A 26,481-nucleotide genomic window follows, 5' to 3' on the forward strand; every position below is an offset into this window, starting at 1 on the left:
TTACAGGCGAGGAAGAACGTCCTCAGGCAGATTATACAGCTGCGCCAGGGTGTAAACTTTATCGTTCACCCCCTGCAACGAAACACGGGTGCCCTGCTTTTTTGCCTGATCGATAAGATGGAGCAGCAGCGCCAGCCCACCGGTATCGACGCGGGAAATCTGGCTCAGGTCGATACAGGTGACGCCTTGCATTGCCTCAACGCGCGCATCCCATAGCGGATTTACCACGTCCTGATCCAGCTCTCCCATCAGCGCCAGCGTATCGCCTTTACGCGTCCAACTGAGTGACTGCGTCATTACTTCTTCTCATCCAGCGTGATTTTCTGCTGTGCGATAGATTTCAGTTGCGCGGTCAGGCCGTCGATCCCTTTGGTTCGCAGCAGGTCGCTCCACTCGTTTTGTTTAGTGGTGATCATGCTGACGCCTTCGGCGATCATGTCATAGGCCTGCCAGTTGCCCGTCTGGGTGTTTTTACGCCACTGAAAGTCGAGGCGCACCGGCGGGCGACCGTTAGGATCGATAATGGTGACGCGGATCGGCACGATCGTCGCATCGCCCAGCGGTTGTTCAGGCGCAATCTGGTAAGTCTGACCGTGGTACATCGCCAGCGCCTGTCCGTAAGCCTGCTTCAGGTATTCACGGAACGCGGCGAAATAGGCTTCGCGCTGCGCGGGGGTCGCTTCTTTGTAGTAACGGCCCAGCACCAGCGCGCCCGCATATTTCACCTGCACATACGGCAGCAGTTCCTGATCGACGACGTCGCGCAGGTAGTCCGGATTCGAACGGATTTTCGGCTGTTCATTTTTCAGTCTGTCGAACGTTTTCTGCGCCGCTTCGTTCATCAGCTTGTACGGGTTAGTTTGATCGGCTGCAGTGGCGGCGGTCAGTGGTGCAATCACCAGCAGAGCCACCATCATCAATCGTTTAAACATATGTCGAATCTCCTGAGATTAATTCGTTGTGCCCGCAGGCCCGTTAGCGTCATTATTGCCTTCGGCCGGCGCTGGCGCATCGCCAGAATTCTTATTGTCATCCCCCTTACTGTTGTAAAGGAACTGACCAATCATATCTTCCAGCACCATCGCGGATTTAGTGTCCTGAATCGTGCCGCCATCTTTGAGGATAGACGTTCCCAGCTCCGGGTCCTCAAAACCGACGTTCAGCGCCAGATATTGTTCGCCCAGCAAACCGGAGGTCCGGATGCTCAACGAGCTGGTGTCAGGAATGTGGTTATAACGTTCTTCGATATCCAGCGTGACGCGCGGTAAATAAGTTTTCGGATCTAACGAAATATCCGCGACGCGTCCCACGACCACCCCGCCAATGCGCACCGGCGAGCGCACTTTCAGGCCGCCGATATTATCGAAGGTCGCATAAATCGTGTAGGTCGGCTCTGTGCGCATCGACGTTACGTTTGCCGCTTTCAGGCAGACAAACAGCGCCGCCAGCAGCGCCGCTAATAAGAAAATCCCCACCCAAATTTCATTTTTTTTCGTTTGCATGAACTCAATTCCCAAACATCAAAGCGGTCAGCACAAAATCCAGGCCCAGAACGGCCAGCGACGAGTGCACAACGGTGCGTGTGGTAGCCCGGCTGATCCCTGCCGAGGTCGGGATCGCATCATATCCATTGAATAATGCAATCCATGTTACGGTGATGGCGAACACCACGCTTTTAATCAAACAGTTCACCAGGTCGAGACGCCAGTCGACGGCGTTTTGCATCGCCGACCAGAAGAATCCCGGGTCGATCCCTTTCCAGCTTACGCCGACCAGGGAGCCGCCCCAGATACCGACCGCGACAAACAGAATGGTTAGCAGCGGCAGCGAAATCACGCCAGCCCAGAAGCGCGGCGAAATCACCCGGCGTAGCGGATCAACGGCCATCATTTCCATACTGGACAGTTGCTCGGTGGCGCGCATCAGACCGATTTCCGCGGTTAACGCGGAACCCGCGCGTCCGGCAAACAACAGCGCCGCGACAACCGGGCCAAGCTCACGCAGCAGCGACAGCGCCACCAGCATGCCAAGGCTGGTTTCCGCGCTGTAGGTGGTGAGCACCAGATACCCCTGTAGCCCCAGCACCATGCCGATAAACACGCCCGACACCAGAATGATAAGCATCGACAGGACGCCGACATTATAGAGTTGGCGCACCAACAGCGGCGCATGTTTACGAAATTCCGGTTTGCCGACCAGCGCATTGAATAACATTAACCCGGCGCGCCCAAACGAGCTGACGGTTTTGATACCTTTGTGTCCCAGCGTCGCCAGTGCATTTAACAGCATGTGTGGCTTAACTCCCTGTTCCGAGTAGATCAGAATGATAATCGCCCGCCGGATAGCGGAACGGGACCGGCCCGTCGGCAATACCGTCCAGGAATTGACGGACGCGCGGATCGGCGTTCTCCTGCAGTCCTTGCGCGCTACCGTGGGCGACAATTTTCTTGTCCGCCATGATCCAGGCGTGATCGGCAATGCTCAGGACTTCAGGCACATCGTGAGAAACCACCACGCAGGTGACGCCCAGCGCGCTGTTTAATTCAGAGATCAATTTAACCAGTACGCCCATCGTGATGGGGTCCTGCCCCACGAACGGTTCATCGAACATGATAAGGTCCGGTTCCAGCGCGATAGCGCGCGCCAGCGCGGCGCGCCGGGCCATTCCGCCGGAGAGTTCGGACGGCATCAGTCTGGCCGCCCCGCGCAGACCGACCGCTTCGAGCTTCATCATGACTGTACTTTTCAGTAACGGCGCGGGCAGCGTGGTATGTTCGCGCAGCGGATAGGCGACGTTATCGAAAACGTTCATGTCGGTAAAGAGCGCGCCCGACTGAAACAGCATACTCATCCGTTTACGCACCGTGTAGAGCCGCGAACGCGACATGGCGGGAATATTCTCGCCATCAAACAGGATTTCGCCCTTGTCTGGGGAAATTTGACCGCCGATCAGGCGCAGGAGCGTCGTTTTACCGATGCCCGATGGTCCCATGATCGCGGTGATCTTTCCACGCGGCACCGTCAGGGAGATATTATCGAAGATGCAGCGGTCGCCACGCGTAAAGCTGACGTCGCGCATATCGACTAAATTCGCCGCAGACTCACCCATTCATTCATCCTTTGTATTACGTGTTGATCAAAGCATGGCGTTGAATGGCGCCATGAACCCAACATATTTACAGAATATTACCTGCCCTGGTTAGCTAAAGCTGGCATTTGTTTTACTTTTTAGCCGCATAAAGTCAAAATTAAGACTTCGTTACGGTTTCCAGAGGATCCCGGTGACCGGCGAGTATACCTGAAGAAAGGACTTTAGATGCTTTTAGCAACGGCGCTGTTAATTATTGGTTTACTTCTGGTCGTCTACGGCGCCGACCGTCTGGTGTTCGCCGCGTCTATTTTATGCCGAACGTTGGGGGTCCCGCCGCTGATCATCGGCATGACGGTGGTCAGTATCGGCACGTCGTTGCCAGAGATCATCGTTTCGCTCGCCGCCTCCCTGCACGGGCAACTGGATCTCGCCGTTGGCACCGCGATCGGATCCAATATCACCAATATCCTGTTGATCCTGGGGCTTGCCGCGCTGATCCACCCCTTTACCGTGCATTCCGATATTCTGCGTCGCGAATTACCGTTAATGTTGCTGGTCAGCGTAGTGGCCGGTTCCGTACTTTACGACGGCCAGCTAAGCCGTAGCGATGGCATATTTTTGCTGTTGTTAGCGGTGTTATGGCTGCTGTTCATTGTTAAAATCGCCCGTCTGGCCGAACGCCAGGGCAATGACAGCCTCACCCGCGAACAACTGGCGGAGCTACCGCGCGAAGGCGGGCTGCCGGTGGCGTTTTTATGGCTGGGCATCGCGCTTATCATAATGCCGATGGCCACCCGCATGGTGGTTGATAACGCCACCGTTATTGCCAATTACTTTGCGATGAGCGAACTGACCATCGGCCTGACGGTTATCGCTATCGGCACCAGCCTGCCGGAGTTGGCGACCGCGATTGCCGGCGTGCGTAAAGGTGAGAACGATATCGCGGTAGGCAATATTATTGGGGCGAACATTTTTAATCTCGCTCTGGTCCTTGGCCTGCCCGCGCTGCTGACGCCCGGCGAGGTCAACCCGCTGGCGTTTAGCCGCGATTACAGCGTGATGCTACTGGTAAGCGTCATTTTTGCATTACTCTGCTGGCGGCGCCCCCGCCAGTCCGGTCGCGGCGCGGGCGTACTGCTGACCGGCGGTTTTATCATATGGCTGGCGATGTTGTATTGGCTGTCGCCGCTCCTTGTTGGATAACTGGAAACAGATTATGTCGCACTTAGCGTTACAACCGGGTTTTGACTTTCAGCAGGCCGGTAAAGAGGTCCTGGCGATTGAACGTGAAGGCCTGGCGGAGCTTGATCAGTACATCAATCAGGACTTCACCCTCGCCTGTGAGAAGATGTTCAACTGCACTGGCAAAGTGGTAGTCATGGGCATGGGAAAATCGGGGCATATCGGACGCAAAATGGCCGCGACGTTCGCCAGCACCGGCACGTCCTCCTTTTTTGTGCATCCGGGTGAAGCCGCCCATGGCGATCTCGGCATGGTAACCTCGCAGGATGTGGTGATTGCCATCTCCAACTCCGGCGAATCCAGCGAGATTGCCGCGTTAATTCCTGTACTCAAACGCCTCCAGGTGCAGCTTATCTGTATCACTGGCCGGCCAGAAAGCAGCATGGCGCGTGCCGCGGATGTGCATCTGTGTGTTAAAGTACCGAAAGAGGCCTGCCCGTTGGGGCTGGCGCCGACCAGCAGCACCACGGCCACATTAGTCATGGGCGATGCGCTGGCGGTGGCATTGTTAAAAGCGCGCGGGTTTACCGCCGAGGATTTCGCGTTGTCTCATCCGGGCGGCGCGCTGGGGCGTAAACTTTTACTGCGCGTTAACGATATTATGCATACCGGGGATGAAATCCCCCATGTACGCAAAGACGCCAGCCTGCGCGAGGCGTTGCTGGAAATCACCCGTAAAAATCTCGGTATGACCGTGATTTGCGACGATGCGATGAAGATCGACGGTATCTTCACCGACGGCGATTTACGTCGCGTCTTTGATATGGGCGTTGACGTACGCCAGTTAGGTATCGCCGACGTGATGACGCCGGGCGGTATCCGCGTGCGTCCCGGGATTCTGGCGGTCGATGCGCTGAACTTAATGCAGTCCCGCCATATCACCTCAGTAATGGTTGCCGATGGCGACCAGTTACTCGGTGTGTTACATATGCATGATCTCCTGCGTGCAGGCGTTGTGTAGCAATTCAAGGATAAAAGAAATGAGTAAAGCAGGTGCGTCGCTTGCGACCTGTTATGGCCCCGTTAGCGCTGAAGTCATCGCCAAAGCAGAGAACATTCGGCTGCTGATTCTTGACGTCGACGGCGTGCTGTCGGATGGACTGATTTACATGGGTAACAACGGTGAAGAGCTAAAAGCCTTTAACGTACGCGACGGTTACGGCATCCGCTGTGCGCTGACGTCTGATATCGACGTTGCCATTATTACCGGGCGAAAGGCTAAACTGGTAGAAGATCGCTGCGCCACCCTGGGGATCACCCATCTGTATCAGGGCCAGTCTGACAAGCTGCTGGCGTTTCACGATCTGCTGGATAAGCTGGCGATTGCTCCGGAAAACGTGGCGTACGTCGGCGATGACCTGATCGACTGGCCAGTGATGGAAAAAATCGGCCTGAGCGTCGCGGTCGCGGATGCGCATCCGTTACTGATTCCGCGCGCGGATTACGTCACGAAAATCGCTGGCGGACGCGGTGCGGTACGGGAAGTGTGCGATTTACTCCTGCTGGCGCAGGGTAAGCTTGATGAGGCCAAAGGGCAATCGATATGAGTAAAGCCAGACGTTGGGTTATCATTCTACTGTCGTTGGCCGTGCTGGTGCTGATTGGTATTAATCTGGCCGATAAAGACGATACCGCGCAGGTGGTGGTGAACACGAGCGATCCCACTTATAAGAGCGAGCATACCGATACCGTCGTGTACAGCCCGGAAGGCGCGCTGAGCTATCGTTTAATTGCGCAGAACGTTGAGTATTTCTCGGATGAAGCCATTTCGTGGTTTACTCAACCGGTATTAACCACCTTTGATAAGGACAAGGTCCCTACGTGGTCAATCAAGGCGGATAAAGCCAAGCTGACCGACGATCGGATGCTGTATCTGTATGGTCACGTTGAAGTCAACGCGCTGGTGCCTGACGCTCAACTTCGCAAAATTACCACCGATAACGCGCAGATCAACCTCGTGACGCAGGATGTCACGTCTGAGGATCTTGTCACGTTATACGGAACAACATTTAACTCCAGCGGACTGAAAATGCGCGGCAACTTACGCAGCAAGAACGCCGAGCTGATTGAAAAGGTTAGAACCTCCTATGAAATTCAAAACAAACAAACTCAGCCTTAATCTTGTGCTTGCCAGCGCCCTTCTGGCCGCCAGCATTCCAGCGTTCGCCGTCACCGGCGATACCGAGCAGCCGATCCATATCGAGTCGGACCAGCAGTCTCTGGATATGCAAGGTAACGTCGTCACCTTCACCGGCAATGTCGTCGTGACCCAGGGCACCATTAAAATCAACGCCGATAAAGTTGTCGTGACCCGCCCGGGCGGCGAAGAAGGCAAAGAGGTCATTGACGGCTTCGGCAACCCGGCCACTTTCTATCAAATGCAGGACAACGGGAAGCCGGTCAAAGGCCACGCCTCGAAGATGCACTACGAGCTGGCGAAAGACTTCGTCGTGCTTACCGGCAATGCTTACCTGGAACAGCTCGACAGCAACATCACCGGCGATAAGATTACCTATCTGGTGAAAGAGCAAAAAATGCAGGCGTTCAGCGAGAAAGGCAAGCGCGTGACCACCGTTCTGGTACCGTCCCAGTTGCAGGACAAAAATAAAGACCAGGCTCCGGCTCAGAAAAAGAGTAACTAATTCGTTATGGCAACATTAACTGCAAAGAATCTGGCGAAGGCCTACAAAGGCCGCCGCGTCGTGGAAGATGTCAGTCTGACCGTTAACTCAGGCGAAATTGTCGGTCTGCTCGGGCCTAACGGCGCGGGTAAAACCACCACGTTCTATATGGTGGTCGGCATTGTGCCGCGCGACGCCGGTAACATCATCATTGATGATGAAGACATCAGTTTGCTGCCGCTGCACGCCCGCGCGCGCCGCGGTATTGGCTATCTGCCGCAGGAAGCATCGATCTTCCGCCGCCTGAGCGTGTTCGATAACCTGATGGCGGTACTGCAAATTCGCGACGATCTTACCAGCGAGCAACGCGAAGATCGCGCCAACGAGCTGATGGAAGAATTTCACATTGAGCACCTGCGCGACAGCATGGGACAGTCGCTTTCCGGGGGCGAACGCCGCCGTGTCGAGATCGCCCGCGCGCTGGCCGCAAACCCGAAATTTATCCTGCTTGATGAACCGTTTGCGGGCGTTGACCCGATCTCCGTCATCGACATCAAACGTATCATTGAGCACCTGCGCGACAGCGGCCTGGGCGTTCTGATCACCGACCATAACGTCCGTGAAACGCTGGCAGTATGTGAACGCGCCTATATCGTCAGCCAGGGACATCTGATCGCCCACGGCACGCCAACGGAAATTCTCCAGGATGAACACGTTAAGCGCGTATACCTTGGGGAAGACTTCAGACTCTGATAGGGTAGAAGTTCGCGACGTTATAGCGGGGGAAAACGACTCTGAACATGAAGCAAGGTTTGCAACTCAGGCTCAGCCAACAATTGGCGATGACGCCGCAACTTCAGCAGGCTATCCGTCTGCTGCAGCTGTCCACGCTGGAACTTCAGCAGGAGCTGCAACAGGCGCTGGAAAGCAATCCGCTGCTTGAGCAAACCGACGTTCATGATGAAGTGGAAACCCGCGAAACGCAGGACAGCGAAACGCTGGACGCCGCCGACGCGCTCGAGCAAAAAGAGATGCCGGAAGAGCTGCCGCTCGACGCCAGTTGGGATGAGATCTATACCGCCGGTACGCCATCCGGCACCAGCGGAGATTACATCGACGACGAGCTTCCCGTTTATCAGGGCGAGACCACCCAGTCCCTTCAGGATTACCTGATGTGGCAGGTGGAGCTGACGCCCTTCTCCGATACAGACCGCGCGATAGCCACTTCCATCGTTGATGCCGTGGATGACACCGGATATCTCACCGTCTCTCTGGAAGACATTCTCGACAGCATGGGCGACGAGGAGGTGGACATTGATGAGGTCGAAGCGGTCCTGAAACGCATCCAGCGCTTTGATCCGGTTGGCGTGGCGGCGAAAGATCTGCGCGACTGTCTGCTGATCCAACTGTCCCAGTTTGATAAGGCCACCCCGTTTCTCGACGAAGCCCGGCTGATCGTCAGCGATCACCTTGATCTGCTGGCGAATCATGACTTCCGCACCCTGATGCGCGTGACGCGCCTGAAAGAAGACGTGCTGAAAGAGGCGGTCAATTTTATCCAGTCGCTCGATCCCAGGCCCGGCCAGTCGATCCAGACCAGTGAACCTGAATACGTCATTCCGGATGTACTGGTGCGTAAGCACAATGGCCGCTGGACGGTCGAACTGAACGGCGACAGCATCCCCCGGCTGCAGATCAATCAGCACTATGCGGCAATGTGTAGCGGCGGGCGTAACGATGCCGACAGTCAGTACATTCGCAGCAATTTGCAGGACGCGAAATGGCTGATTAAAAGCCTGGAGAGCCGTAACGATACGCTCCTGCGCGTCAGCCGCTGTATCGTCGAGCAACAGCAGGCCTTCTTTGAGCAGGGCGAAGAATTTATGAAACCGATGGTGCTGGCGGATATCGCCCAGGCCGTCGAAATGCACGAATCAACCATTTCCCGTGTGACCACGCAGAAATACCTGCACAGTCCGCGCGGCATTTTTGAACTGAAGTATTTTTTCTCCAGCCATGTGAACACCGAAGGCGGTGGCGAAGCGTCCTCCACGGCTATCCGCGCGCTGGTGAAAAAGCTGATTGCGGCCGAAAACCCCGCGAAACCGCTGAGCGACAGCAAGTTAACATCTTTGCTGTCGGAACAGGGTATCATGGTGGCGCGCCGCACCGTTGCGAAGTACCGAGAGTCTTTATCCATTCCGCCGTCGAATCAGCGTAAACAGCTGGTTTGACCCAACCGATAAGGAAGACACTATGCAGCTCAACATCACTGGAAACAACGTCGAGATCACTGAAGCCCTGCGCGACTTCGTCAATACCAAGTTCGCGAAGCTCGAACAGTATTTCGACAGAATCAATCAGGTCTACATTGTGTTGAAAGTGGAGAAGGTCACCCACATCTCGGATGCAACCCTGCACGTCAACGGTGGCGAAATTCACGCCAGTGCGGAAGGTCAGGACATGTATGCCGCCATTGACGGCTTAATCGATAAGCTGGCAAGACAGCTGACCAAACATAAAGATAAACTGAAACAACACTAATTGTCCGGGCAGTTAGCGGGTGCAGGACGGCCTGTTGTGTACAACAACGGGCCATTTGTACAGTTAGCGCTCCGAACCTGTTTTCTCACTTGAAGGGGCAGGTTCTTAGGTGAAATTATGATAAATAACGATACAACTCTACAACTGAGCAGTGTACTTAACCAGGAATGTACACGCAGCGGCGTGCATTGCCAGAGCAAAAAACGCGCGCTGGAGATTATCAGTGAACTGGCGGCAAAGCAGCTAAGTTTGCCTCCACAGATCGTTTTTGAAGCGATCCTGACGCGGGAAAAGATGGGCAGTACTGGCATCGGCAACGGCATCGCCATCCCACACGGTAAAGTGGAAGAAGATACCTTGCGGGCCGTAGGCGTGTTTGTGCAACTGGAAACGCCGATTGCTTTCGACGCGATCGATAATCAACCGGTGGATCTGCTCTTTGCCCTGCTGGTGCCCGCGGATCAAACCAAAACGCATCTGCACACGCTGTCTTTAGTCGCCAAGCGTCTGGCGGATAAAACCATTTGTCGCCGGCTTCGCGCTGCGCAAAGCGATGAAGAGCTGTATCAAATCATCACTGACACAGAAGGTCGCCAGGATGATGAGTAAGCGCGTAAAACACTCCCCTTTTGACGTGGTGAGGAGAAACAGTACATGGTACTGATGATCGTCAGCGGTCGTTCAGGGTCAGGTAAATCTGTCGCCCTGCGGGCGCTGGAAGATATGGGTTTTTACTGCGTGGATAACCTTCCCGTGGTGCTGTTGCCCGATCTGGCTCGCACGCTTGCCGAACGCCAGATCTCGGCAGCCGTCAGTATTGACGTGCGCAACATGCCTGAATCCCCGGAGATCTTCGAGCAGGCGATGAACAACCTGCCCGATGCGTTCTCACCGCAGTTGCTGTTCCTTGACGCCGATCGCAACACTCTGATTCGCCGTTACAGCGATACACGTCGTCTGCATCCTCTTTCCAGTAAAAACCTCTCCCTGGAAAGCGCGATCGATCAGGAAAGCGACCTGCTGGAGCCGCTACGCTCCCGCGCCGACCTGATTGTCGATACTTCAGAAATGTCGGTACATGAGCTGGCGGAAATGCTACGCACCCGATTACTGGGGAAACGCGAGCGCGAACTGACGATGGTGTTTGAGTCCTTTGGCTTTAAGCACGGCATCCCGATTGATGCCGACTATGTTTTCGACGTGCGCTTTCTGCCAAACCCGCACTGGGACCCGAAGCTACGGCCCATGACCGGTCTCGACAAACCCGTTGCCGCTTTTCTCGACAGGCACACAGAAGTACACAATTTTATTTACCAGACGCGCAGCTATCTTGAGCTATGGTTACCGATGCTGGAAACCAACAACCGTAGCTATCTGACCGTAGCCATCGGCTGTACCGGCGGGAAGCACCGTTCGGTGTATATTGCAGAACAGCTGGCAGACTACTTCCGCTCGCGCGGTAAAAACGTTCAGTCGCGCCATCGTACGCTGGAAAAACGCAAAACATGACCGTGAAGCAAACTGTGGAAGTCACCAACAAGCTGGGCATGCATGCCCGGCCTGCGATGAAGCTTTTCGAATTAATGCAGGGGTTTGACGCCGAAGTTCTGTTACGTAACGATGAAGGCACCGAAGCCGAAGCCAACAGCGTCATTGCGCTGCTGATGCTGGACTCGGCGAAAGGCCGCCAGATTGAAATTGAAGCCTCAGGCCCGCAGGAAGTCGAGGCGCTGGCTGCGGTGATCGCCTTGTTCAATTCAGGATTCGACGAAGACTAAGTCTCCGGTTGACCGCAATTAAGATCTTCACAGAAAACGCCGCCCGGCGTTTTTTTATTCTCACGCTCTCCGTTTGTACATTTTGTGCGCTTTTTTCTCTAAGAATAACCTTAAGAAAACCTTAAGGCCGCTCGTTTAGGTTTCATTTACTTTGGTTGTCCATACTGGATTATTGTCAGTAAATATTTCCAGGATACCCTCATGATTCGTCTATCCGATCAGACACCCCTGGGCACCGGACGACATCGTAAATGTTATGCGCATCCGGATGATGCCCGGCGCTGTATCAAGATTGTCTATAACGGCGGCCACGGCGGCGATAAAGAGACACAGCGCGAACTGAAATACTACGCGCGTCTCTCTCGCTATTTGCAGGACTGGAGCGGGATCCCGCGCTATTACGGCACGGTGGAGACCGACTGCGGTACAGGATATGTATACGATGTGATTGCCGATTACGATGGCAAACCGTCTGTGACGCTCACTGAATTTGCTAAACAGTGTCGTTACGAGGATGACGTTGCCGTTTTGCGTCAATTACTGAAGAAGCTGAAGCGCTATCTGCGTGACAACCATATCGTGACCATGACGCTGAAGCCGCAGAATATCCTCTGCCATCGCATCAGTGAATCCGAAGTGGTGCCCGTCGTGTGCGATAACATTGGTGAAGGAACGCTGATCCCGCTGGCCAGCTGGTCGAAATGGTTTTGCCAGCGCAAGCAGGAACGTTTGTGGCAGCGGTTTATTGCCCAACCGGCATTGGCACTGGCGCTGGAAAGAAGCGCGGCGCCAAAAGAGTCCGCAGGTCTGGCGCTCTCTTCCCGCGAGGCTTAAAACGTTTAATACAACGCGTTGCGGGTCATAAACGACTCGCCACCCAACTGCCGCATCTGACGCAGTATCCATGCCTGACGGCTACGGACATACCCGGACGGCGCGGCGGCATTATAGCGCAGCGGATTAGGCAACACAGCCGCGAGCAGCGCCGCTTCCGACTGCGTCAACCGGCTGGCGGGCTTGCCGAAATAGCGCTGTGCCGCGGCCTCCACGCCAAAAATTCCCTCGCCGAATTCGGCGATATTCAGATACACCGTCAGGATCCGCTTCTTGCTCCAGACGGTCTCGACACCCAGCGTCAGACCCGCCTCCAGACCTTTACGCAGCCAGCTTCGCCCGTCCCATAAAAAGAGATTCTTGACCGTTTGCTGTGACAGCGTAGAGGCGCCGCGTATGCGGTTCTCGTTGCGCTCATTGTGCGACAGCGCTTTTTCAATCGCGGCGACGTCAAACCCCCAGTGCGCCGGGAAGTGCTGATCTTCAGCGGCAATCACCGCCAGTCCCATCCAGGGGGAGATTTCATTCATATTCACCCAGTCGGAATGGGCGACATAGCCGAAATCCCCCTGTAGCCACGCGCTAATCTGGCGCTCCGCCATAACCGCGGAAAACGGCACCGGCGCCACGCTGAACAGCGCAATGCCGCCGCCCCAGAACACCGCGAGCACCAGAATAATGCGCAGAACCAGACGCCGCAGAAACGCGGTGATGCCTTTTTTCATTCCGTCAGAACCAGCACGCGCGACACCAGTTTTTCAATGCCAGACGCTGCCTCGGCAATATTCTGCGCCAGCATATACGCCGGTGTAGTGACAATTTTATGGTCTTCATCGACGACAATATCATCAACCGGGCATGGCACATGCTCTGCGCCCATATCTTCCAGTACTTCTGCGGTATCAATGTCGGTACCAATGGTCAACCGCAGCGGGAAGCCGAAGATTTTCGGCAGCATCGCCGGGGCGATACACATAAAGCCGAGCGGTTTCCCCGACTGATGCATGGCGACAGCCAGCGCCGCAAGATCTGCGTCAACCTGACATTCACGGCCCTGGCTGGCGAAGGTGCTCAAATTTTTAGCCGCGCCAAAGCCGCCAGGAACGATCAGCGCATCCAGTTCAGCAGAAACGGCTTGCGAAAGCGGGCGTATCTCACCACGCGTAATGCGGGCCGCCTCGATCAGCACATTGCGGGTTTCCGCCATCGACTCTCCCGTCACATGGTTAACCACATCGGCCTGGGGCTTATCCGGCGCAAAGCAAACGGCCTGCGCGCCGCTACGGGCAATCGCCAGCAAAGTCAGCACCGCTTCATGAATTTCCGCGCCGTCATAGACGCCGCATCCGCTGAGCACTACGCCAATTTTCTTCATGCAAAATGTCCTTTTCCCTTCGTATGAAGCGCATTAATAATTGTGATTACACTGCCGCGCTTCACACATTTAACTGATTCATGTAACAAAACATTTAAGATTTGCTATCTTATCTGCGTGCGGCCTGAAAATGAGCGCTGCGCCTTTTGAGATAATGAGTATAACTTACGGCGCAGCCACGATTTCCCTGGTGTTGGCGCAGTATTCGCGCACCCCGGTCAAGCCGGGGTCATTTTTTTCCGCCGTTCGCCGCCACCCAGGCTTTCAGCACCGCCACGTCGTGCTGCCACTCCTGCTTCATCTCTTCTATCCATTCGCCGACGTTATCCTCCCAGGCCGGGAGATCCGGAGACTGGATCTGCTGCCCCAACTGTTGCAAATGACGCAAACCGACAGAGCCAGCGGCGCCTTTGATTTTATGTCCTTCTTCCACCACGCCTTTTTTGTCGCGCGCCGTCAGATTGGACTCCAGCACGCTCAAATAGCCCGGCATCATCTTTTCAAACACGGCGAGGCCATCGGTAATCAGCTTCGGCCCCACCAGCTCGATATACTGTTCCAGCATCGGAATATCTAACAGCGCTTGTGATTTACTGCTTTCTTCAGGTGTCACCGTGCTCTCCTCCTCGTTTTGCGTGTCCCAGTACTTCTTGATCATCGCGGTTAATGCCGGAACCGACAGCGGCTTGCTCAACACGTCATCCATTCCGGCATCCAGATACTCTTGTTTATCTTTCAGAACGTTCGCGGTCAGCGCCACCAGCGGCGGCAGATCTTCACGCGAATAGCGTTTGGTCAGCTCACGGGAGATATCAAGACCGGTCATGTCCGGCAGTTGGATGTCAAGCAGCACCAGGTCATACTCGCCCGGCGTGAACATCTCCAGCGCCGCTTTGCCCGTCATTGCCACGTCTACGCTATTACCGAGTTTTTCCAGCACCGAACGCGCCACAATGACATTGAGTTCGATATCTTCCACCAGCAGCACATGCAGCGCCGGCAGCGGCAGATCGTCCTCTTCAAACGCGTCTTCCACTTCTTCCGCGACGGCGGGCGCATGCACGGTCAGCGTAAAGGTGGAACCTTTCCCCGGCTGGCTGGACACGGTGATATCGCCGCCCATGTTCTTCGCCAGACGACGGGAAACCGCCAGACCAATCCCGGTGCCGGTGGCCGGTTTACCGCCGTGGCTGTCTTTCACCTGATAATACATGGCGAAGATTTTATCCTGCTCATCCTGCGGAATACCGATGCCGGAGTCCTGCACCTCAAAATGCAAGATATCGCCTTCGTCATAGCGAACCCGCACCGTCACCTGACCCTGCTGGGTAAATTTCACCGCGTTGCTGATCAGATTCCACAGAATCTGGCGCAGACGCGTACCGTCGGTCACCACCTTATGCGGCAGCGGCAGCGTCGGCTCCAGCACAAAACGCAGCCCTTTCTGCTGCGCCTGCAGACCGGAGAGGTTTTCCAGGTCGGCCATAAAGCTGGTGAAATCCACCGGCTGATTATCGAGCTGGACTTTTCGCCGCTCCATCTTATCCATGTCAATGATATCGTTGAAAATATTCCCAAGCGTCACGGCGGAAACATGGATCGTTTTCAGGTATTTTTCCTGCTCGGCGGTCAGGTCGGTGTCGAGCAGAATGCGGCTCAGGCCGACGATGCCGTTCAGCGGCGTACGAAGCTCATGGCTAATAGTGGAGATAAAGGTGGTTTTGTCGCGGCTGGCGCGCTCAAGGGCATCCTGGTAACGCTTCCGCTCGGTAATATCACGGCCAAAGCCCATCAGACCGTGGCGTTTACCCACGCGGTCGTAGTACGGCACTTTGCGGATTTCAAAACAGGCTTTCCGTCCGTCCGGGTAGTCCAGCCACTGTTCGTAGGTCAACGACACGTTATGGCGGAACACTTTTTCATCGGTTTCAATGACTTTTTCTGCCGCTTCCGGCGAATAAACATCAGCAGGCTTTAAGTGCACCAATTGCTTTTCACTTTTGCCGGTCAGCAACTCCATCGCCCGGTTACAGCCGGAAAATTCTTTATCTTCGTTGCGATAAAAAACCAGGTCCGGAGATGCATCAAGGAATGACCGCAGAAAAGAAGACTGTTGCTCAAGCTGAATTTGCGCTTCCTCGCGCTCTTTGATCTCCACTTTCAGCTGTTCAAAGGTCGACTGACGTTCAGCTTCCGCCTTTTCGCGATCGGCGATCTCCTGATTCAACTGCGCGATATTATCTTTTAACTGAACGTTGAGCTTCAGGTCGCGCTCGCGCATCTCCTCCAGCTTTTGCACCAGCCGGGAAAGCCGCTGGCGTGACTCCTCCAGTTGCTCGACCACCACCGACAGAAAATAGACGGCCCAGGGAGTGATTAATAAACCAAAGAAGATGGAGCGGATGACGTCGATCTGTTCGACCCGGCCATGCAGCACCATAGTGACCGCCATCTGCACGACAATTGCCAGCACAACGAGCGCTAACGCCAAAAGCAGCGAAAAGCGCACCAGACCCAATTTCATCATTAGATCAACATAGTACTGCGCCAGCATACGAATTTGCTTCATCAGGAATTTCCTTTACGACAACCTGGCACAATAATACTCAATTCTGGGCGTGACGTTGAAGAATGTGCAAGAAATGCGAGCGCCCGTCATAGATCAGGCGTCGGGCGAAATCCAGGGGCGTCCAAGCGCCGCCCCCTGAACGCCGTGTTCGTTAAGATAGCGATCCAACTCGACCATTCCGGTCCAGCGATTTTCACACCACAGTGGCGCCAACAGCGTCGGACGGCGGGCGCTGGCGGAGATACGATGGTAAATCACTTCCGGCGGCGTATGGCGGATCATCTCTCCTGCCGTCAAGGTATAATCGTCCAGCGCAATGCCGGTCAGCCGCCCCGCTTCCCAGGCCTTCGCCATAATGCTACCCGTGACAATATGCAGCGGGTGCAGCTTAATGCCATCCACCCCCGTCTCCACCACCCGCGCCAGCGTTTGCAGACACTCACGCTGGCCTTCGCCCGGCAAGCCGACGATAAGATGCGCGCACACCTTCAGTCCGCGCTCGCGCGCCAGCCGGGTGGTGCGCTGGTAGCAGGCGAAATCGTGACCCCGATTAATACGATGCAGGGTTTTATCATGCGCGGTCTGTAACCCAAGCTCCAGCCACACTTCGTAGCCCTGGTCTTTATACTCACAGAGCAGATCGAGCACCGCATCCGGCACGCAGTCGGGACGCGTGCCGACGCACAGGCCGACCATGTTGGCCTGGCTTATCGCCTGCTGATACATCGCGCGCAGCACCTGCACTTCGGCGAAGGTGCTGGTATAAGCCTGGAAATAAGCCAGATAGCGTTTGGCGCGATTGACCCGATGCGCCTGATGGGCAAGCTGTTCGGCGATTGATCGATGCTGCTGGGCTTCATCGGCAAAAGAGGCGACGTTACAGAAAGTGCAGCCGCCACGACCGATGGTGCCGTCACGGTTAGGGCAGCTAAACCCGCCGTGCAGCGTCAGTTTATGAACCTTTTGTCCATAACGACGCGAAAGATCCCCACCAAACATATTGACTAATTTCTGTAACTGCATAATCTGATAGACCGCCTCTTAAAAAGAGGCCAAAGCCTGCCATTTTTAGCCCCGTTCGGCGATGACCTGGATCAATCGCCACGGCGGGCTTTTATCAATTGCATATCCAGTCAAAATAAACGCTATTTCATTCATAAGCTGTTCAATTATTTTTCCTTATCTCCTTCCATTTTTTTTATCTTCTGACGCCGATTGCGCAAAAACAGTATAATGAATTGCCTTCACAGCGACAACCAGCACAAAACACTGCATCTCACGGGGAATCAAGCTGAGATAAGGGTTCACAGAGGGATATGACAGTGAGACAGATCACACTCCGCATCCCGTCTCTCCCACGTTAAAGCAATGTAAAAATGTCAATAATTCCAGTAATTTCATTATGATACATGCTGCGTAGCACATTTTGGCATAAATAAGCTTGCCATTTGACCTGTGTGTGGATTCCCGATAAGTTGGAAATCCGCTGGAAGCTTTCTGGATGAGCGCTGCGCTCATCATATTTATGCAGTAATTGAGATTCCCTCTGACAGCAAGTCCTCAAACTTGTTTGACCTACGCGATAAGGATAAAGAGGGCGAATGCGAGGTAAGCGTAAGATGCGCAAACCCCGTCGCCATGCTCTTGGTGTGCCCGCGCGCAAACGGTGTCGGAAGGGGATCCCGCAGAGCCTGGGGAGGTTCACTGATATGTTGTACGATAAATCCCTTGAGAAGGATAACTGTGGTTTTGGCCTGATCGCCCACATAGAAGGCGAACCTAGCCACAAGGTAGTGCGTACCGCAATCCACGCACTGGCCCGAATGCAGCACCGTGGCGCGATCCTCGCCGATGGTAAAACCGGCGACGGTTGCGGCTTGCTGTTACAAAAACCGGACCGCTTTTTTCGTATCGTTGCCGAAGAGCGCGGCTGGCGCTTAGCCAAAAACTACGCCGTCGGGATGATCTTTTTAAATAAAGATCCGGATCTGGCCGCCGCCTCTCGCCGTATTGTTGAAGAAGAGCTGCAGCAGGAAACCCTGTCGATTGTCGGCTGGCGTGATGTGCCAACCAACGAAGGCGTTCTCGGTGAAATTGCCCTCTCCTCTCTGCCGCGCATTGAGCAAATTTTTGTCAACGCCCCTGCAGGCTGGCGTCCGCGCGATATGGAACGCCGCCTGTTCATCGCCCGCCGCCGCATTGAAAAGCGCCTCCAGGACGACAAAGACTTCTACGTCTGTAGCCTGTCGAACCTGGTCAACATCTATAAAGGCCTGTGTATGCCGGCGGATCTGCCGCGCTTTTACCTGGACCTGGCGGACCTGCGTCTGGAATCGGCCATCTGCCTGTTCCATCAGCGTTTCTCCACCAACACCGTACCGCGCTGGCCGCTGGCGCAGCCGTTCCGCTATCTGGCGCATAACGGCGAGATCAACACCATCACCGGTAACCGTCAGTGGGCGCGCGCCCGTACCTATAAATTCCAGACGCCGCTGATCCCGGACCTGCACGACGCCGCGCCGTTTGTTAACGAAACCGGCTCCGACTCCAGCTCCATGGATAACATGCTGGAGCTGCTGCTGGCAGGCGGGATGGACATCGTGCGCGCGATGCGCCTGCTGGTGCCGCCAGCCTGGCAGAACAACCCCGACATGGATCCGGAGCTGCGCGCGTTCTTCGACTTTAACTCCATGCACATGGAGCCGTGGGACGGTCCGGCGGGGATCGTCATGTCCGACGGTCGCTTCGCTGCCTGTAACCTCGATCGTAATGGTCTGCGTCCGGCGCGCTACGTCATCACCAAAGACAAACTGATCACCTGCGCCTCGGAAGTCGGCATCTGGGATTACCAGCCTGACGAAGTGGTGGAAAAAGGCCGCGTTGGGCCTGGCGAACTGATGGTGATCGACACCCGCGGCGGCCGTATTCTGCATTCCGCCGAAACCGACGACGATCTGAAAAGCCGCCACCCGTATAAAGAGTGGATGGAGAAAAACGTTCGCCGCCTGGTACCGTTTGAAGAGCTGGCTGACGATCAGGTGGGAAGCCGCGAACTGGACGACGACGCGCTCGCCAGCTACCAGAAACAATTTAACTACAGCGCGGAAGAGCTGGACTCCGTCATCCGAGTGCTGGGCGAAAACGGCCAGGAAGCGGTCGGCTCTATGGGGGATGACACCCCGTTTGCCGTGCTCTCCAGCCAGCCGCGCATTATTTACGACTACTTCCGCCAACAGTTTGCGCAGGTAACCAACCCGCCAATCGATCCGCTGCGCGAAGCTCACGTCATGTCGCTGGCCACCAGCATTGGTCGCGAAATGAACGTCTTCTGCGAAGCGGAAGGCCAGGCGCATCGTCTGAGCTTTAAATCGCCGATCCTGTTGTACTCTGACTTTAAACAGTTGACGACGATGAAAGAGGAGCATTATCGCGCCGACTGGCTTGATATCACCTTCGACGCCACGCAGACCACGCTGGAAGAGACCGTGAAAACGCTCTGCGACACCGCCGAACAGATGGTGCGTAATGGTACCGTCCTGCTGGTGCTTTCCGACCGCAACATTGGCAAGAACCGTCTGCCGGTGCCCGCGCCGATGGCCGTGGGCGCGGTACAGACGCGTCTGGTGGAACAAAGCCTGCGCTGCGACGCGAACATTATCGTCGAAACCGCCAGCGCCCGTGACCCGCATCATTTTGCGGTGCTGCTCGGCTTCGGCGCGACCGCCATCTATCCCTATCTGGCTTACGAAACGCTGGGCCGTCTGATCGACACCCAGGCGATTGCCAAAGACTACCGCACCGTGATGCTGAACTACCGTAACGGCATCAACAAAGGGCTGTACAAGATCATGTCCAAAATGGGCATATCAACCATCGCCTCTTACCGCTGCTCGAAGCTGTTTGAAGCGGTCGGCCTGCATGACGACGTGGTGAACCTGTGCTTCCAGGGCGTGGTGAGTCGCATCGGCGGGGCAGGCTTCGCCGACTTCCAGCAGGATCTGCTGAATCTCTCCAAACGCGCCTGGCTGGCGCGCAAGCCAATCGCCCAGGGCGGCCTGCTGAAGTACGTGCACGGCGGCGAATACCACGCCTATAACCCGGACGTGGTGCGTACCCTGCAACAGGCGGTACAAAGCGGCGAGTACAGCGACTATCAGGAATACGCGAAGCTGGTCAACGAACGTCCCGCCACGACGCTGCGCGATCTGCTGGCTATCACACCGGGTGACGACGCCGTGAGTATTGACGACGTTGAACCGGCCAGCGAACTGTTCAAGCGTTTCGACACGGCGGCAATGTCCATCGGCGCGCTGAGCCCCGAAGCCCACGAAGCGCTGGCGGAAGCCATGAACAGCCTCGGCGGGAACTCCAACTCCGGCGAAGGCGGTGAAGACCCGGCACGCTACGGCACCAATAAAGTGTCGCGTATCAAGCAGGTGGCATCCGGTCGCTTTGGCGTAACGCCAGCGTATCTGGTCAATGCCGATGTTATCCAGATCAAGGTCGCGCAGGGCGCGAAGCCGGGCGAAGGTGGCCAGTTGCCGGGTGATAAAGTCACCCCATACATCGCCAAACTGCGCTACTCGGTACCGGGCGTGACGCTGATCTCCCCGCCGCCGCACCACGATATTTACTCTATCGAGGATTTAGCGCAGCTGATTTTCGACCTGAAGCAGGTGAACCCGAAAGCGATGATCTCCGTGAAGCTGGTTTCCGAGCCGGGCGTCGGCACCATTGCGACCGGCGTGGCGAAAGCCTATGCCGATCTGATCACCATCGCTGGCTACGACGGTGGTACTGGCGCCAGCCCGCTCTCCTCGGTGAAATACGCGGGCTGTCCGTGGGAGCTGGGTCTGGTGGAAACCCAGCAGGCGCTGGTGGCAAACGGTTTGCGTCATAAGATCCGCTTGCAGGTGGACGGTGGCCTGAAAACCGGCGTTGATATTATCAAAGCCGCGATTCTGGGCGCGGAAAGCTTCGGTTTCGGTACCGGCCCGATGGTGGCGCTGGGCTGTAAATACCTGCGTATTTGTCACCTGAATAACTGCGCGACGGGCGTCGCAACGCAGGATGACAAACTGCGTAAGAATCACTATCACGGGCTGCCGTTCAAAGTGACCAACTACTTTGAGTTTATCGCCCGTGAAACCCGCGAGCTGATGGCGCAGTTGGGCGTCACCCGCCTGGTGGATCTGATTGGCCGTACCGACCTGCTGAAAGAGCTGGAAGGCTTTACCGCCAAACAGCAGAAACTGGCCCTGTCCCGTCTGCTGGAAACCGCCGAGCCTCATCCAGGCAAAGCGCTGTACTGCACGGAAAACAACCCGCCGTTCGATAACGGCGTGCTGAACGCGCAATTGTTACAACAGGCGAAACCGTACGTTGACGAACGTCAGAGCAAAACCTTCTGGTTTGACATTCGCAATACCGATCGTTCCGTTGGCGCGTCGCTGTCGGGCTATATCGCCCAGACGCATGGCGATCAGGGGCTGGCGTCTGACCCGATCAAAGCGCACTTTAACGGCACCGCGGGCCAGAGCTTCGGCGTCTGGAACGCCGGCGGCGTTGAGTTATACCTGACCGGCGATGCTAACGACTATGTCGGTAAAGGCATGGCGGGGGGGCTGCTGGCGGTACGTCCACCGGTCGGTTCAGCTTTCCGCAGTCATGAGGCGAGCATTATTGGTAACACCTGCCTGTACGGCGCGACCGGCGGTCGCCTGTACGCCGCAGGCCGCGCAGGTGAACGTTTTGCGGTGCGTAACTCCGGGGCAATCACCGTCGTGGAAGGCATTGGCGACAACGGCTGTGAATACATGACCGGCGGTATTGTCTGCATTCTCGGCAAAACCGGCGTGAACTTCGGTGCAGGCATGACGGGCGGTTTTGCTTACGTGCTGGATGAAGACGGCGAGTTCCGCAAACGCGTGAATCCGGAATTAGTGGAAGTGCTGAGCGTTGACGATTTGGCGATTCACGAGGAGCATTTGCGTGGATTGATTACCGAACATGTGCAGCATACCGGATCGCAGCGTGGCGAAGAAATTCTGGCGAACTGGTCAGCTTTTGCCACGAAGTTCGCGCTGGTGAAGCCGAAATCCAGTGATGTGAAAGCCCTGTTGGGTCACCGTAGTCGTAGCGCAGCCGAGCTGCGCGTGCAGGCGCAGTAAGAGGGTCTGGTCATGAGTCAAAACGTATATCAATTTATCGACCTGCAGCGCGTTGATCCGCCGAAGAAGCCGCTGAAAATTCGCAAAATCGAGTTCGTCGAAATCTACGAGCCGTTTTCTGAAGGTCAGGCCAAAGCACAGGCAGACCGCTGCCTGTCCTGCGGCAACCCGTACTGCGAGTGGAAGTGTCCGGTACATAACTACATCCCGAACTGGCTGAAACTGGCCAACGAAGGGCGTATTTTCGAGGCCGCCGAGCTGTCTCACCAGACCAACACCCTGCCGGAAGTGTGCGGTCGCGTCTGCCCTCAGGATCGCCTGTGCGAAGGATCCTGTACGCTGAACGACGAGTTTGGCGCGGTGACTATCGGCAATATCGAGCGCTATATCAACGACAAAGCGTTCGAGATGGGCTGGCGTCCGGATATGACCGGGGTACGTCAGACCGACAAACGCGTGGCGATTATCGGCGCCGGTCCTGCCGGGCTGGCCTGCGCCGACGTGCTGACCCGCAACGGCGTAAAGGCGGTGGTCTTTGATCGTCATCCGGAAATCGGCGGCCTGCTGACCTTCGGCATCCCGGCGTTTAAGCTGGAAAAAGAGGTGATGACCCGTCGCCGCGAAATCTTCACCGGCATGGGCATTGAGTTCAAACTCAACGTGGAAGTGGGTCGTGACATACAGCTCGACGACCTGCTGAAGGATTACGATGCGGTATTCCTCGGCGTCGGCACTTATCAGTCCATGCGCGGCGGGCTGGAAAACGAAGACGCCGATGGCGTGTTTGACGCGCTGCCGTTCCTGATCGCCAACACCAGGCAGGTCATGGGCTTTGGCGAAACCACCGACGCGCCGTTCATCAGTATGGAAGGCAAGCGCGTGGTCGTGCTGGGCGGTGGCGATACGGCGATGGACTGTGTGCGTACCTCTGTTCGTCAGGGCGCGACGCACGTCACCTGCGCCTATCGCCGCGACGAAGAAAACATGCCGGGTTCAAAACGCGAAGTGAAAAACGCGCGTGAAGAAGGCGTCGAGTTTCAGTTCAACGTGCAGCCGCTGGGTATTGAAGTCAACGCCAACGGCAAGGTGTGCGGCGTGAAAATGGCGCGCACCGAAATGGGCGCGCCGGATGCGAAAGGCCGTCGTCGCGCGGAGATCGTCGCCGGTTCAGAACACGTGGTCCCGGCTGACGCCATCGTGATGGCGTTTGGTTTCCGTCCGCACAGCATGGAATGGTTGAAAGCGCACAGCGTCGAGCTGGACTCACAGGGCCGTATTATCGCTCCGGAAAGCAGCGATAACGCGTTCCAGACCAGCAATCCGAAAATCTTCGCCGGTGGCGACATCGTACGCGGTTCTGATCTGGTGGTCACCGCCATTGCCGAAGGCCGTAAAGCGGCTGACGGGATCATGAACTACCTCGAAGTATAAACCGTTCAGGCTTCCCGGCTATCGCACCAGCGCTGATAGCCGGGGAGTCCATTTCCAACGAAAAATTTGCGCCAGACCTGTTTTGCAGCATTTGGAAATCCCGCAAACAACATCCGCAGAACTTTAAAATGCCCCACCCCTGACCTGACGATGCCTTCTTCTTTTCAATGCTGAATCCAGCCCTACGGAAACGTTTGCATTCACCAGAAAAATGTATATCATGCGGCGGATTTTTTGGCCAAAATTCAAGGAGGCGTTGTGTCGCAAGATAACAATTATAGCCAGGGACCCGTCCCACTGACGGCGCGGAAAGGTGTCATTCCATTAACGTTTGTAATGTTGGGATTGACGTTTTTTTCCGCCAGTATGTGGACCGGCGGCACGCTCGGCACCGGTCTTTCCTATCATGATTTCTTCCTGGCAGTTCTCTTCGGTAATCTTCTCCTCGGTATTTACACCGCTTTTCTCGGTTACATTGGCGCCAAAACTGGCCTTTCGACCCACCTCCTAGCCCGCTACTCATTTGGTGTGAAAGGCTCATGGCTTCCCTCCCTGCTATTAGGCGGGACGCAGGTAGGCTGGTTTGGGGTTGGCGTGGCCATGTTCGCAATCCCGGTAAGTAAAGCAACGGGAATTGACGTCAATATCCTCATCGCGGTTTCCGGCCTGCTGATGACCATGACCATTTTCTTTGGCATCTCGGCGCTGACGGTGTTATCGATCATCGCCGTTCCGGCGATTGTCATCCTCGGCAGCTACTCCGTGTGGCTGGCAGTGGACGGCGTGGGCGGTCTGGATCACTTAAAAGCGATCGTGCCGCAGACACCGCTCAATTTTTCAGGCGCGCTGGCGCTGGTCGTCGGCTCGTTCATCAGCGCCGGGACGCTCACCGCCGATTTCGTCCGCTTTGGCCGCAACGCGAAAGGCGCCGTACTGGTCGCGATGGTGGCGTTTTTCCTTGGCAACTCGCTGATGTTTATTTTCGGTGCCGCAGGCGCCGCCGCGGTGGGCCAGGCTGATATCTCTGACGTTATGATTGCTCAGGGCCTGCTACTGCCCGCCATTATCGTTCTTGGCCTGAACATCTGGACGACCAATGACAACGCGCTCTACGCATCGGGTCTGGGCTTTGCCAACATTACCGGGCTCTCCAGCCGCACGCTGTCAGTAGTAAATGGGATTATCGGTACGCTCTGCGCGCTGTGGCTGTACAATAACTTTGTCGGCTGGCTGACCTTTCTGTCGGCAGCGATTCCCCCCGTTGGCGGGGTGATTATCGCCGATTATCTGATCAACCGCCGCCGCTACGCCAACTTCCACAACGCAACTTTTGTGACGGTCAACTGGGTCGCCATCTTGTCAGTCGCGCTCGGCGTGGCAGCCGGGCACTATCTCCCCGGTATTGTGCCGGTGAATGCGGTCCTCGGCGGCGTATTCAGCTACATCCTGTTAACCCCATTCGCCAGACGAACCTTTGCTAACGCCCCGGAGGCCACCCATGCAGAATAATACGCTCACGATTCGTCAGGCCCGCTTGCAGGGGCAAGAAGGGCTATGGCAGATCGCGATTGAAAACGGACGATTCAGCCGTATTGAACAGCAGGAAACCGCCTCAGCGCCTGCAGGTCAACAACTTGACGCCGAAGGCGGGTTGGTGATTCCGCCTTTCGTCGAGCCGCATATTCACCTGGATACAACGCAAACAGCAGGTGAACCAAGCTGGAACCAGTCGGGTACGTTATTCGAAGGTATTGAACGCTGGGCAGAGCGTAAGGCGCTCCTCACCCACGAAGACGTTAAGACTCGCGCAATGCAGACGCTGAAGTGGCAAATGGCCAACGGTATCCAGCATGTCCGTACTCACGTTGACGTCTCCGATCCCACGCTGACGGCGCTTAAAGCGATGCTGGAAGTGAAGCAGGATGTTGCCCCATGGGTCGATCTGCAAATCGTGGCGTTCCCGCAGGAGGGCATTCTTTCTTACCCCAACGGCGAGGCATTGCTGGAAGAAGCGGTGAGGATGGGCGCGGACGTAATTGGCGCGATCCCCCACTTTGAATTTACCCGCGAGTATGGCGTTGAGTCGTTGCATAAAACGTTCGCGCTGGCGCAGAAGTACGACAGGCTGATCGACGTGCACTGTGACGAAATCGATGATGAGCAGTCGCGCTTCGTTGAAACCGTCGCCGCGCTGGCGCATCGTGACGGGATGGGCCCACGCGTCACGGCCAGTCATACCACGGCGATGCACTCTTATAACGGCGCGTACGCGTCCCGCCTGTTCCGTTTACTGAAAATGTCGGGCATTAACTTCGTCGCTAATCCGCTGGTGAACATTCACCTGCAGGGCCGTTTCGACACCTATCCTAAGCGTCGCGGCGTGACGCGGGTGAAAGAAATGCTGGAAGCGGAAATCAACGTTTGCTTTGGTCATGATGACGTTTTCGATCCGTGGTATCCGCTGGGCACCGCAAACATGTTGCAGGTGCTGCATATGGGATTACACGTCTGCCAACTGATGGGGTACGGACAGATTAACGATGGGCTAAATCTGATCACCAGCCACAGTGCGAAAACGCTCCACCTCCAGGATTACGGCGTGAAGGTAGGAAATTCGGCGAACCTGGTGATTTTACCGGCTGAGAATGGTTTTGATGCGGTTCGTCGCCAGACGCCTGCGCGCTATTCCATCCGCCACGGAAAGATCATTGCCGAGACGGTTCCCAGCCAGACAACGCTGCATCTGACGCAGCCAGAAGCGGTCACGTTTAAGCGGTAATGTGCTGAAGAATATAGCCGGATAGCGGAGTCATCCCTGTCCGGCCT

General features: G+C 55.9%; 25 protein-coding genes. 16 read left to right on the top strand and 9 right to left on the bottom strand.

What is annotated here, in order from left to right; genetic code table 11:
• From mlaB to mlaF, 5 genes are read right to left on the bottom strand one after another with little or no spacing between them, the layout of a single operon-like run.
• Positions 1-297 carry a lipid asymmetry maintenance protein MlaB gene (gene mlaB / locus CSE01S_RS19085; protein WP_042291875.1) on the bottom strand — a complete coding sequence of 99 codons (297 nt, stop codon included), beginning with the start codon at positions 295-297 and terminating at the stop codon, positions 1-3.
• Positions 297-932, bottom strand: a complete 636-nt coding sequence (gene mlaC, locus CSE01S_RS19090) for a phospholipid-binding protein MlaC (RefSeq protein WP_042291878.1) — start codon at positions 930-932, stop codon at positions 297-299. The genes mlaB and mlaC overlap by 1 nt, the downstream gene beginning before the upstream one ends.
• Before the next feature lie 18 nt (positions 933-950).
• The gene (gene mlaD / locus CSE01S_RS19095; RefSeq protein ID WP_042292053.1) at positions 951-1,502 is read right to left on the bottom strand and encodes an outer membrane lipid asymmetry maintenance protein MlaD; all 552 of its coding nucleotides are present in this window, start codon (positions 1,500-1,502) and stop codon (positions 951-953) included.
• Between the two features lie 4 nt (positions 1,503-1,506).
• Complete coding sequence (gene mlaE, locus CSE01S_RS19100) at positions 1,507-2,289, bottom strand: lipid asymmetry maintenance ABC transporter permease subunit MlaE (RefSeq protein ID WP_042291881.1); 783 nt, start codon at positions 2,287-2,289, stop codon at positions 1,507-1,509.
• Between the two features lie 7 nt (positions 2,290-2,296).
• Entirely contained in the window at positions 2,297-3,109 is an 813-nt protein-coding gene (gene mlaF / locus CSE01S_RS19105) for a phospholipid ABC transporter ATP-binding protein MlaF (RefSeq protein WP_042291883.1), read from the bottom strand.
• Between the two features lie 207 nt (positions 3,110-3,316).
• Here mlaF and CSE01S_RS19110 point away from each other — a divergent pair, with 207 nt between their 5' ends.
• From CSE01S_RS19110 to yrbL, 12 genes are all read left to right on the top strand, one after another.
• A complete protein-coding gene (locus CSE01S_RS19110; protein WP_042291885.1) occupies positions 3,317-4,294 on the top strand; it encodes a calcium/sodium antiporter in 978 nt (325 codons plus the stop codon).
• A 13-nt stretch (positions 4,295-4,307) separates the two neighbouring features.
• Entirely contained in the window at positions 4,308-5,294 is a 987-nt protein-coding gene (kdsD, locus tag CSE01S_RS19115; protein WP_042291887.1) for an arabinose-5-phosphate isomerase KdsD, read from the top strand.
• Positions 5,295-5,313: 19 nt separating this feature from the next.
• Positions 5,314-5,880: a 3-deoxy-manno-octulosonate-8-phosphatase KdsC gene (kdsC, locus tag CSE01S_RS19120; RefSeq protein ID WP_042291889.1), complete on the top strand. Its 567-nt coding sequence runs from the start codon at positions 5,314-5,316 to the stop codon at positions 5,878-5,880.
• Positions 5,877-6,452, top strand: coding sequence for an LPS export ABC transporter periplasmic protein LptC (lptC, locus tag CSE01S_RS19125; RefSeq protein ID WP_042291892.1), 576 nt, complete (start codon positions 5,877-5,879; stop codon positions 6,450-6,452). Before kdsC ends, lptC begins: the two co-directional genes overlap by 4 nt.
• Positions 6,421-6,975 (top strand): lipopolysaccharide ABC transporter substrate-binding protein LptA, encoded by a 555-nt coding sequence (gene lptA, locus CSE01S_RS19130; protein WP_042291895.1) that lies wholly within the window; start codon positions 6,421-6,423, stop codon positions 6,973-6,975. The genes lptC and lptA overlap by 32 nt, the downstream gene beginning before the upstream one ends.
• A 6-nt stretch (positions 6,976-6,981) precedes the next feature.
• Positions 6,982-7,707, top strand: a complete 726-nt coding sequence (gene lptB, locus CSE01S_RS19135) for an LPS export ABC transporter ATP-binding protein (protein ID WP_003025073.1) — start codon at positions 6,982-6,984, stop codon at positions 7,705-7,707.
• A gap of 47 nt (positions 7,708-7,754) precedes the next feature.
• Entirely contained in the window at positions 7,755-9,188 is a 1,434-nt protein-coding gene (gene rpoN / locus CSE01S_RS19140) for an RNA polymerase factor sigma-54 (protein ID WP_042291899.1), read from the top strand.
• A gap of 22 nt (positions 9,189-9,210) precedes the next feature.
• A complete protein-coding gene (hpf, locus tag CSE01S_RS19145; RefSeq protein ID WP_003025078.1) occupies positions 9,211-9,498 on the top strand; it encodes a ribosome hibernation promoting factor in 288 nt (95 codons plus the stop codon).
• A 117-nt stretch (positions 9,499-9,615) separates the two neighbouring features.
• Entirely contained in the window at positions 9,616-10,107 is a 492-nt protein-coding gene (gene ptsN / locus CSE01S_RS19150; protein WP_042291903.1) for a PTS IIA-like nitrogen regulatory protein PtsN, read from the top strand.
• Positions 10,108-10,152: 45 nt separating this feature from the next.
• Complete coding sequence (rapZ, locus tag CSE01S_RS19155) at positions 10,153-11,007, top strand: RNase adapter RapZ (RefSeq protein WP_042291907.1); 855 nt, start codon at positions 10,153-10,155, stop codon at positions 11,005-11,007.
• The gene (gene npr, locus CSE01S_RS19160; protein WP_042291909.1) at positions 11,004-11,276 is read left to right on the top strand and encodes a PTS phosphocarrier protein NPr; all 273 of its coding nucleotides are present in this window, start codon (positions 11,004-11,006) and stop codon (positions 11,274-11,276) included. The genes rapZ and npr overlap by 4 nt, the downstream gene beginning before the upstream one ends.
• A 201-nt stretch (positions 11,277-11,477) precedes the next feature.
• Positions 11,478-12,110: a PhoP regulatory network protein YrbL gene (yrbL, locus tag CSE01S_RS19165; RefSeq protein ID WP_042291913.1), complete on the top strand. Its 633-nt coding sequence runs from the start codon at positions 11,478-11,480 to the stop codon at positions 12,108-12,110.
• A 5-nt stretch (positions 12,111-12,115) separates the two neighbouring features.
• On the opposite strand, the gene mtgA is transcribed toward yrbL, so the two are convergent.
• The 4 genes from mtgA to mnmL form a co-directional block, all read right to left on the bottom strand.
• Positions 12,116-12,835, bottom strand: coding sequence for a monofunctional biosynthetic peptidoglycan transglycosylase (gene mtgA, locus CSE01S_RS19170; protein ID WP_042291915.1), 720 nt, complete (start codon positions 12,833-12,835; stop codon positions 12,116-12,118).
• The gene (gene elbB, locus CSE01S_RS19175) at positions 12,832-13,485 is read right to left on the bottom strand and encodes an isoprenoid biosynthesis glyoxalase ElbB (protein ID WP_042291918.1); all 654 of its coding nucleotides are present in this window, start codon (positions 13,483-13,485) and stop codon (positions 12,832-12,834) included. The genes mtgA and elbB overlap by 4 nt, the downstream gene beginning before the upstream one ends.
• A gap of 229 nt (positions 13,486-13,714) precedes the next feature.
• Entirely contained in the window at positions 13,715-16,054 is a 2,340-nt protein-coding gene (gene arcB, locus CSE01S_RS19180; protein WP_042291921.1) for an aerobic respiration two-component sensor histidine kinase ArcB, read from the bottom strand.
• A 93-nt stretch (positions 16,055-16,147) separates the two neighbouring features.
• Positions 16,148-17,077 carry a tRNA modification radical SAM protein MnmL/YtqA gene (gene mnmL, locus CSE01S_RS19185; RefSeq protein ID WP_042291923.1) on the bottom strand — a complete coding sequence of 310 codons (930 nt, stop codon included), beginning with the start codon at positions 17,075-17,077 and terminating at the stop codon, positions 16,148-16,150.
• Positions 17,078-17,763: 686 nt separating this feature from the next.
• Between mnmL and gltB the strand changes: the two genes are divergently transcribed.
• The 4 genes from gltB (at position 17,764) to CSE01S_RS19205 (ending at position 26,434) form a co-directional block, all read left to right on the top strand.
• The gene (gltB, locus tag CSE01S_RS19190; RefSeq protein WP_042291926.1) at positions 17,764-22,224 is read left to right on the top strand and encodes a glutamate synthase large subunit; all 4,461 of its coding nucleotides are present in this window, start codon (positions 17,764-17,766) and stop codon (positions 22,222-22,224) included.
• 12 nt (positions 22,225-22,236) lie between these two features.
• Positions 22,237-23,655 carry a glutamate synthase small subunit gene (locus tag CSE01S_RS19195; RefSeq protein ID WP_042291928.1) on the top strand — a complete coding sequence of 473 codons (1,419 nt, stop codon included), beginning with the start codon at positions 22,237-22,239 and terminating at the stop codon, positions 23,653-23,655.
• A 258-nt stretch (positions 23,656-23,913) separates the two neighbouring features.
• Positions 23,914-25,164, top strand: coding sequence for a cytosine permease (gene codB / locus CSE01S_RS19200; protein WP_042291930.1), 1,251 nt, complete (start codon positions 23,914-23,916; stop codon positions 25,162-25,164).
• Positions 25,154-26,434, top strand: a complete 1,281-nt coding sequence (locus CSE01S_RS19205) for a cytosine deaminase (RefSeq protein WP_042291932.1) — start codon at positions 25,154-25,156, stop codon at positions 26,432-26,434. Before codB ends, CSE01S_RS19205 begins: the two co-directional genes overlap by 11 nt.
• Positions 26,435-26,481 lie beyond the last annotated feature (47 nt).

It is taken from the genome of Citrobacter sedlakii NBRC 105722 (assembly GCF_000759835.1).
Classification (GTDB): domain Bacteria; phylum Pseudomonadota; class Gammaproteobacteria; order Enterobacterales; family Enterobacteriaceae; genus Citrobacter_A; species Citrobacter_A sedlakii.

Coding starts and splice junctions, on each gene's coding strand:
- mlaB (WP_042291875.1), bottom strand. CDS start 297: ATGACGCAGTCACTCAGTTGGACGCGTAAAGGCGATACGCTGGCGCTG.
- mlaC (WP_042291878.1), bottom strand. CDS start 932: ATGTTTAAACGATTGATGATGGTGGCTCTGCTGGTGATTGCACCACTG.
- mlaD (WP_042292053.1), bottom strand. CDS start 1,502: ATGCAAACGAAAAAAAATGAAATTTGGGTGGGGATTTTCTTATTAGCG.
- mlaE (WP_042291881.1), bottom strand. CDS start 2,289: ATGCTGTTAAATGCACTGGCGACGCTGGGACACAAAGGTATCAAAACC.
- mlaF (WP_042291883.1), bottom strand. CDS start 3,109: ATGGGTGAGTCTGCGGCGAATTTAGTCGATATGCGCGACGTCAGCTTT.
- CSE01S_RS19110 (WP_042291885.1), top strand. CDS start 3,317: ATGCTTTTAGCAACGGCGCTGTTAATTATTGGTTTACTTCTGGTCGTC.
- kdsD (WP_042291887.1), top strand. CDS start 4,308: ATGTCGCACTTAGCGTTACAACCGGGTTTTGACTTTCAGCAGGCCGGT.
- kdsC (WP_042291889.1), top strand. CDS start 5,314: ATGAGTAAAGCAGGTGCGTCGCTTGCGACCTGTTATGGCCCCGTTAGC.
- lptC (WP_042291892.1), top strand. CDS start 5,877: ATGAGTAAAGCCAGACGTTGGGTTATCATTCTACTGTCGTTGGCCGTG.
- lptA (WP_042291895.1), top strand. CDS start 6,421: ATGAAATTCAAAACAAACAAACTCAGCCTTAATCTTGTGCTTGCCAGC.
- lptB (WP_003025073.1), top strand. CDS start 6,982: ATGGCAACATTAACTGCAAAGAATCTGGCGAAGGCCTACAAAGGCCGC.
- rpoN (WP_042291899.1), top strand. CDS start 7,755: ATGAAGCAAGGTTTGCAACTCAGGCTCAGCCAACAATTGGCGATGACG.
- hpf (WP_003025078.1), top strand. CDS start 9,211: ATGCAGCTCAACATCACTGGAAACAACGTCGAGATCACTGAAGCCCTG.
- ptsN (WP_042291903.1), top strand. CDS start 9,616: ATGATAAATAACGATACAACTCTACAACTGAGCAGTGTACTTAACCAG.
- rapZ (WP_042291907.1), top strand. CDS start 10,153: ATGGTACTGATGATCGTCAGCGGTCGTTCAGGGTCAGGTAAATCTGTC.
- npr (WP_042291909.1), top strand. CDS start 11,004: ATGACCGTGAAGCAAACTGTGGAAGTCACCAACAAGCTGGGCATGCAT.
- yrbL (WP_042291913.1), top strand. CDS start 11,478: ATGATTCGTCTATCCGATCAGACACCCCTGGGCACCGGACGACATCGT.
- mtgA (WP_042291915.1), bottom strand. CDS start 12,835: ATGAAAAAAGGCATCACCGCGTTTCTGCGGCGTCTGGTTCTGCGCATT.
- elbB (WP_042291918.1), bottom strand. CDS start 13,485: ATGAAGAAAATTGGCGTAGTGCTCAGCGGATGCGGCGTCTATGACGGC.
- arcB (WP_042291921.1), bottom strand. CDS start 16,054: ATGAAGCAAATTCGTATGCTGGCGCAGTACTATGTTGATCTAATGATG.
- mnmL (WP_042291923.1), bottom strand. CDS start 17,077: ATGCAGTTACAGAAATTAGTCAATATGTTTGGTGGGGATCTTTCGCGT.
- gltB (WP_042291926.1), top strand. CDS start 17,764: ATGTTGTACGATAAATCCCTTGAGAAGGATAACTGTGGTTTTGGCCTG.
- CSE01S_RS19195 (WP_042291928.1), top strand. CDS start 22,237: ATGAGTCAAAACGTATATCAATTTATCGACCTGCAGCGCGTTGATCCG.
- CSE01S_RS19205 (WP_042291932.1), top strand. CDS start 25,154: ATGCAGAATAATACGCTCACGATTCGTCAGGCCCGCTTGCAGGGGCAA.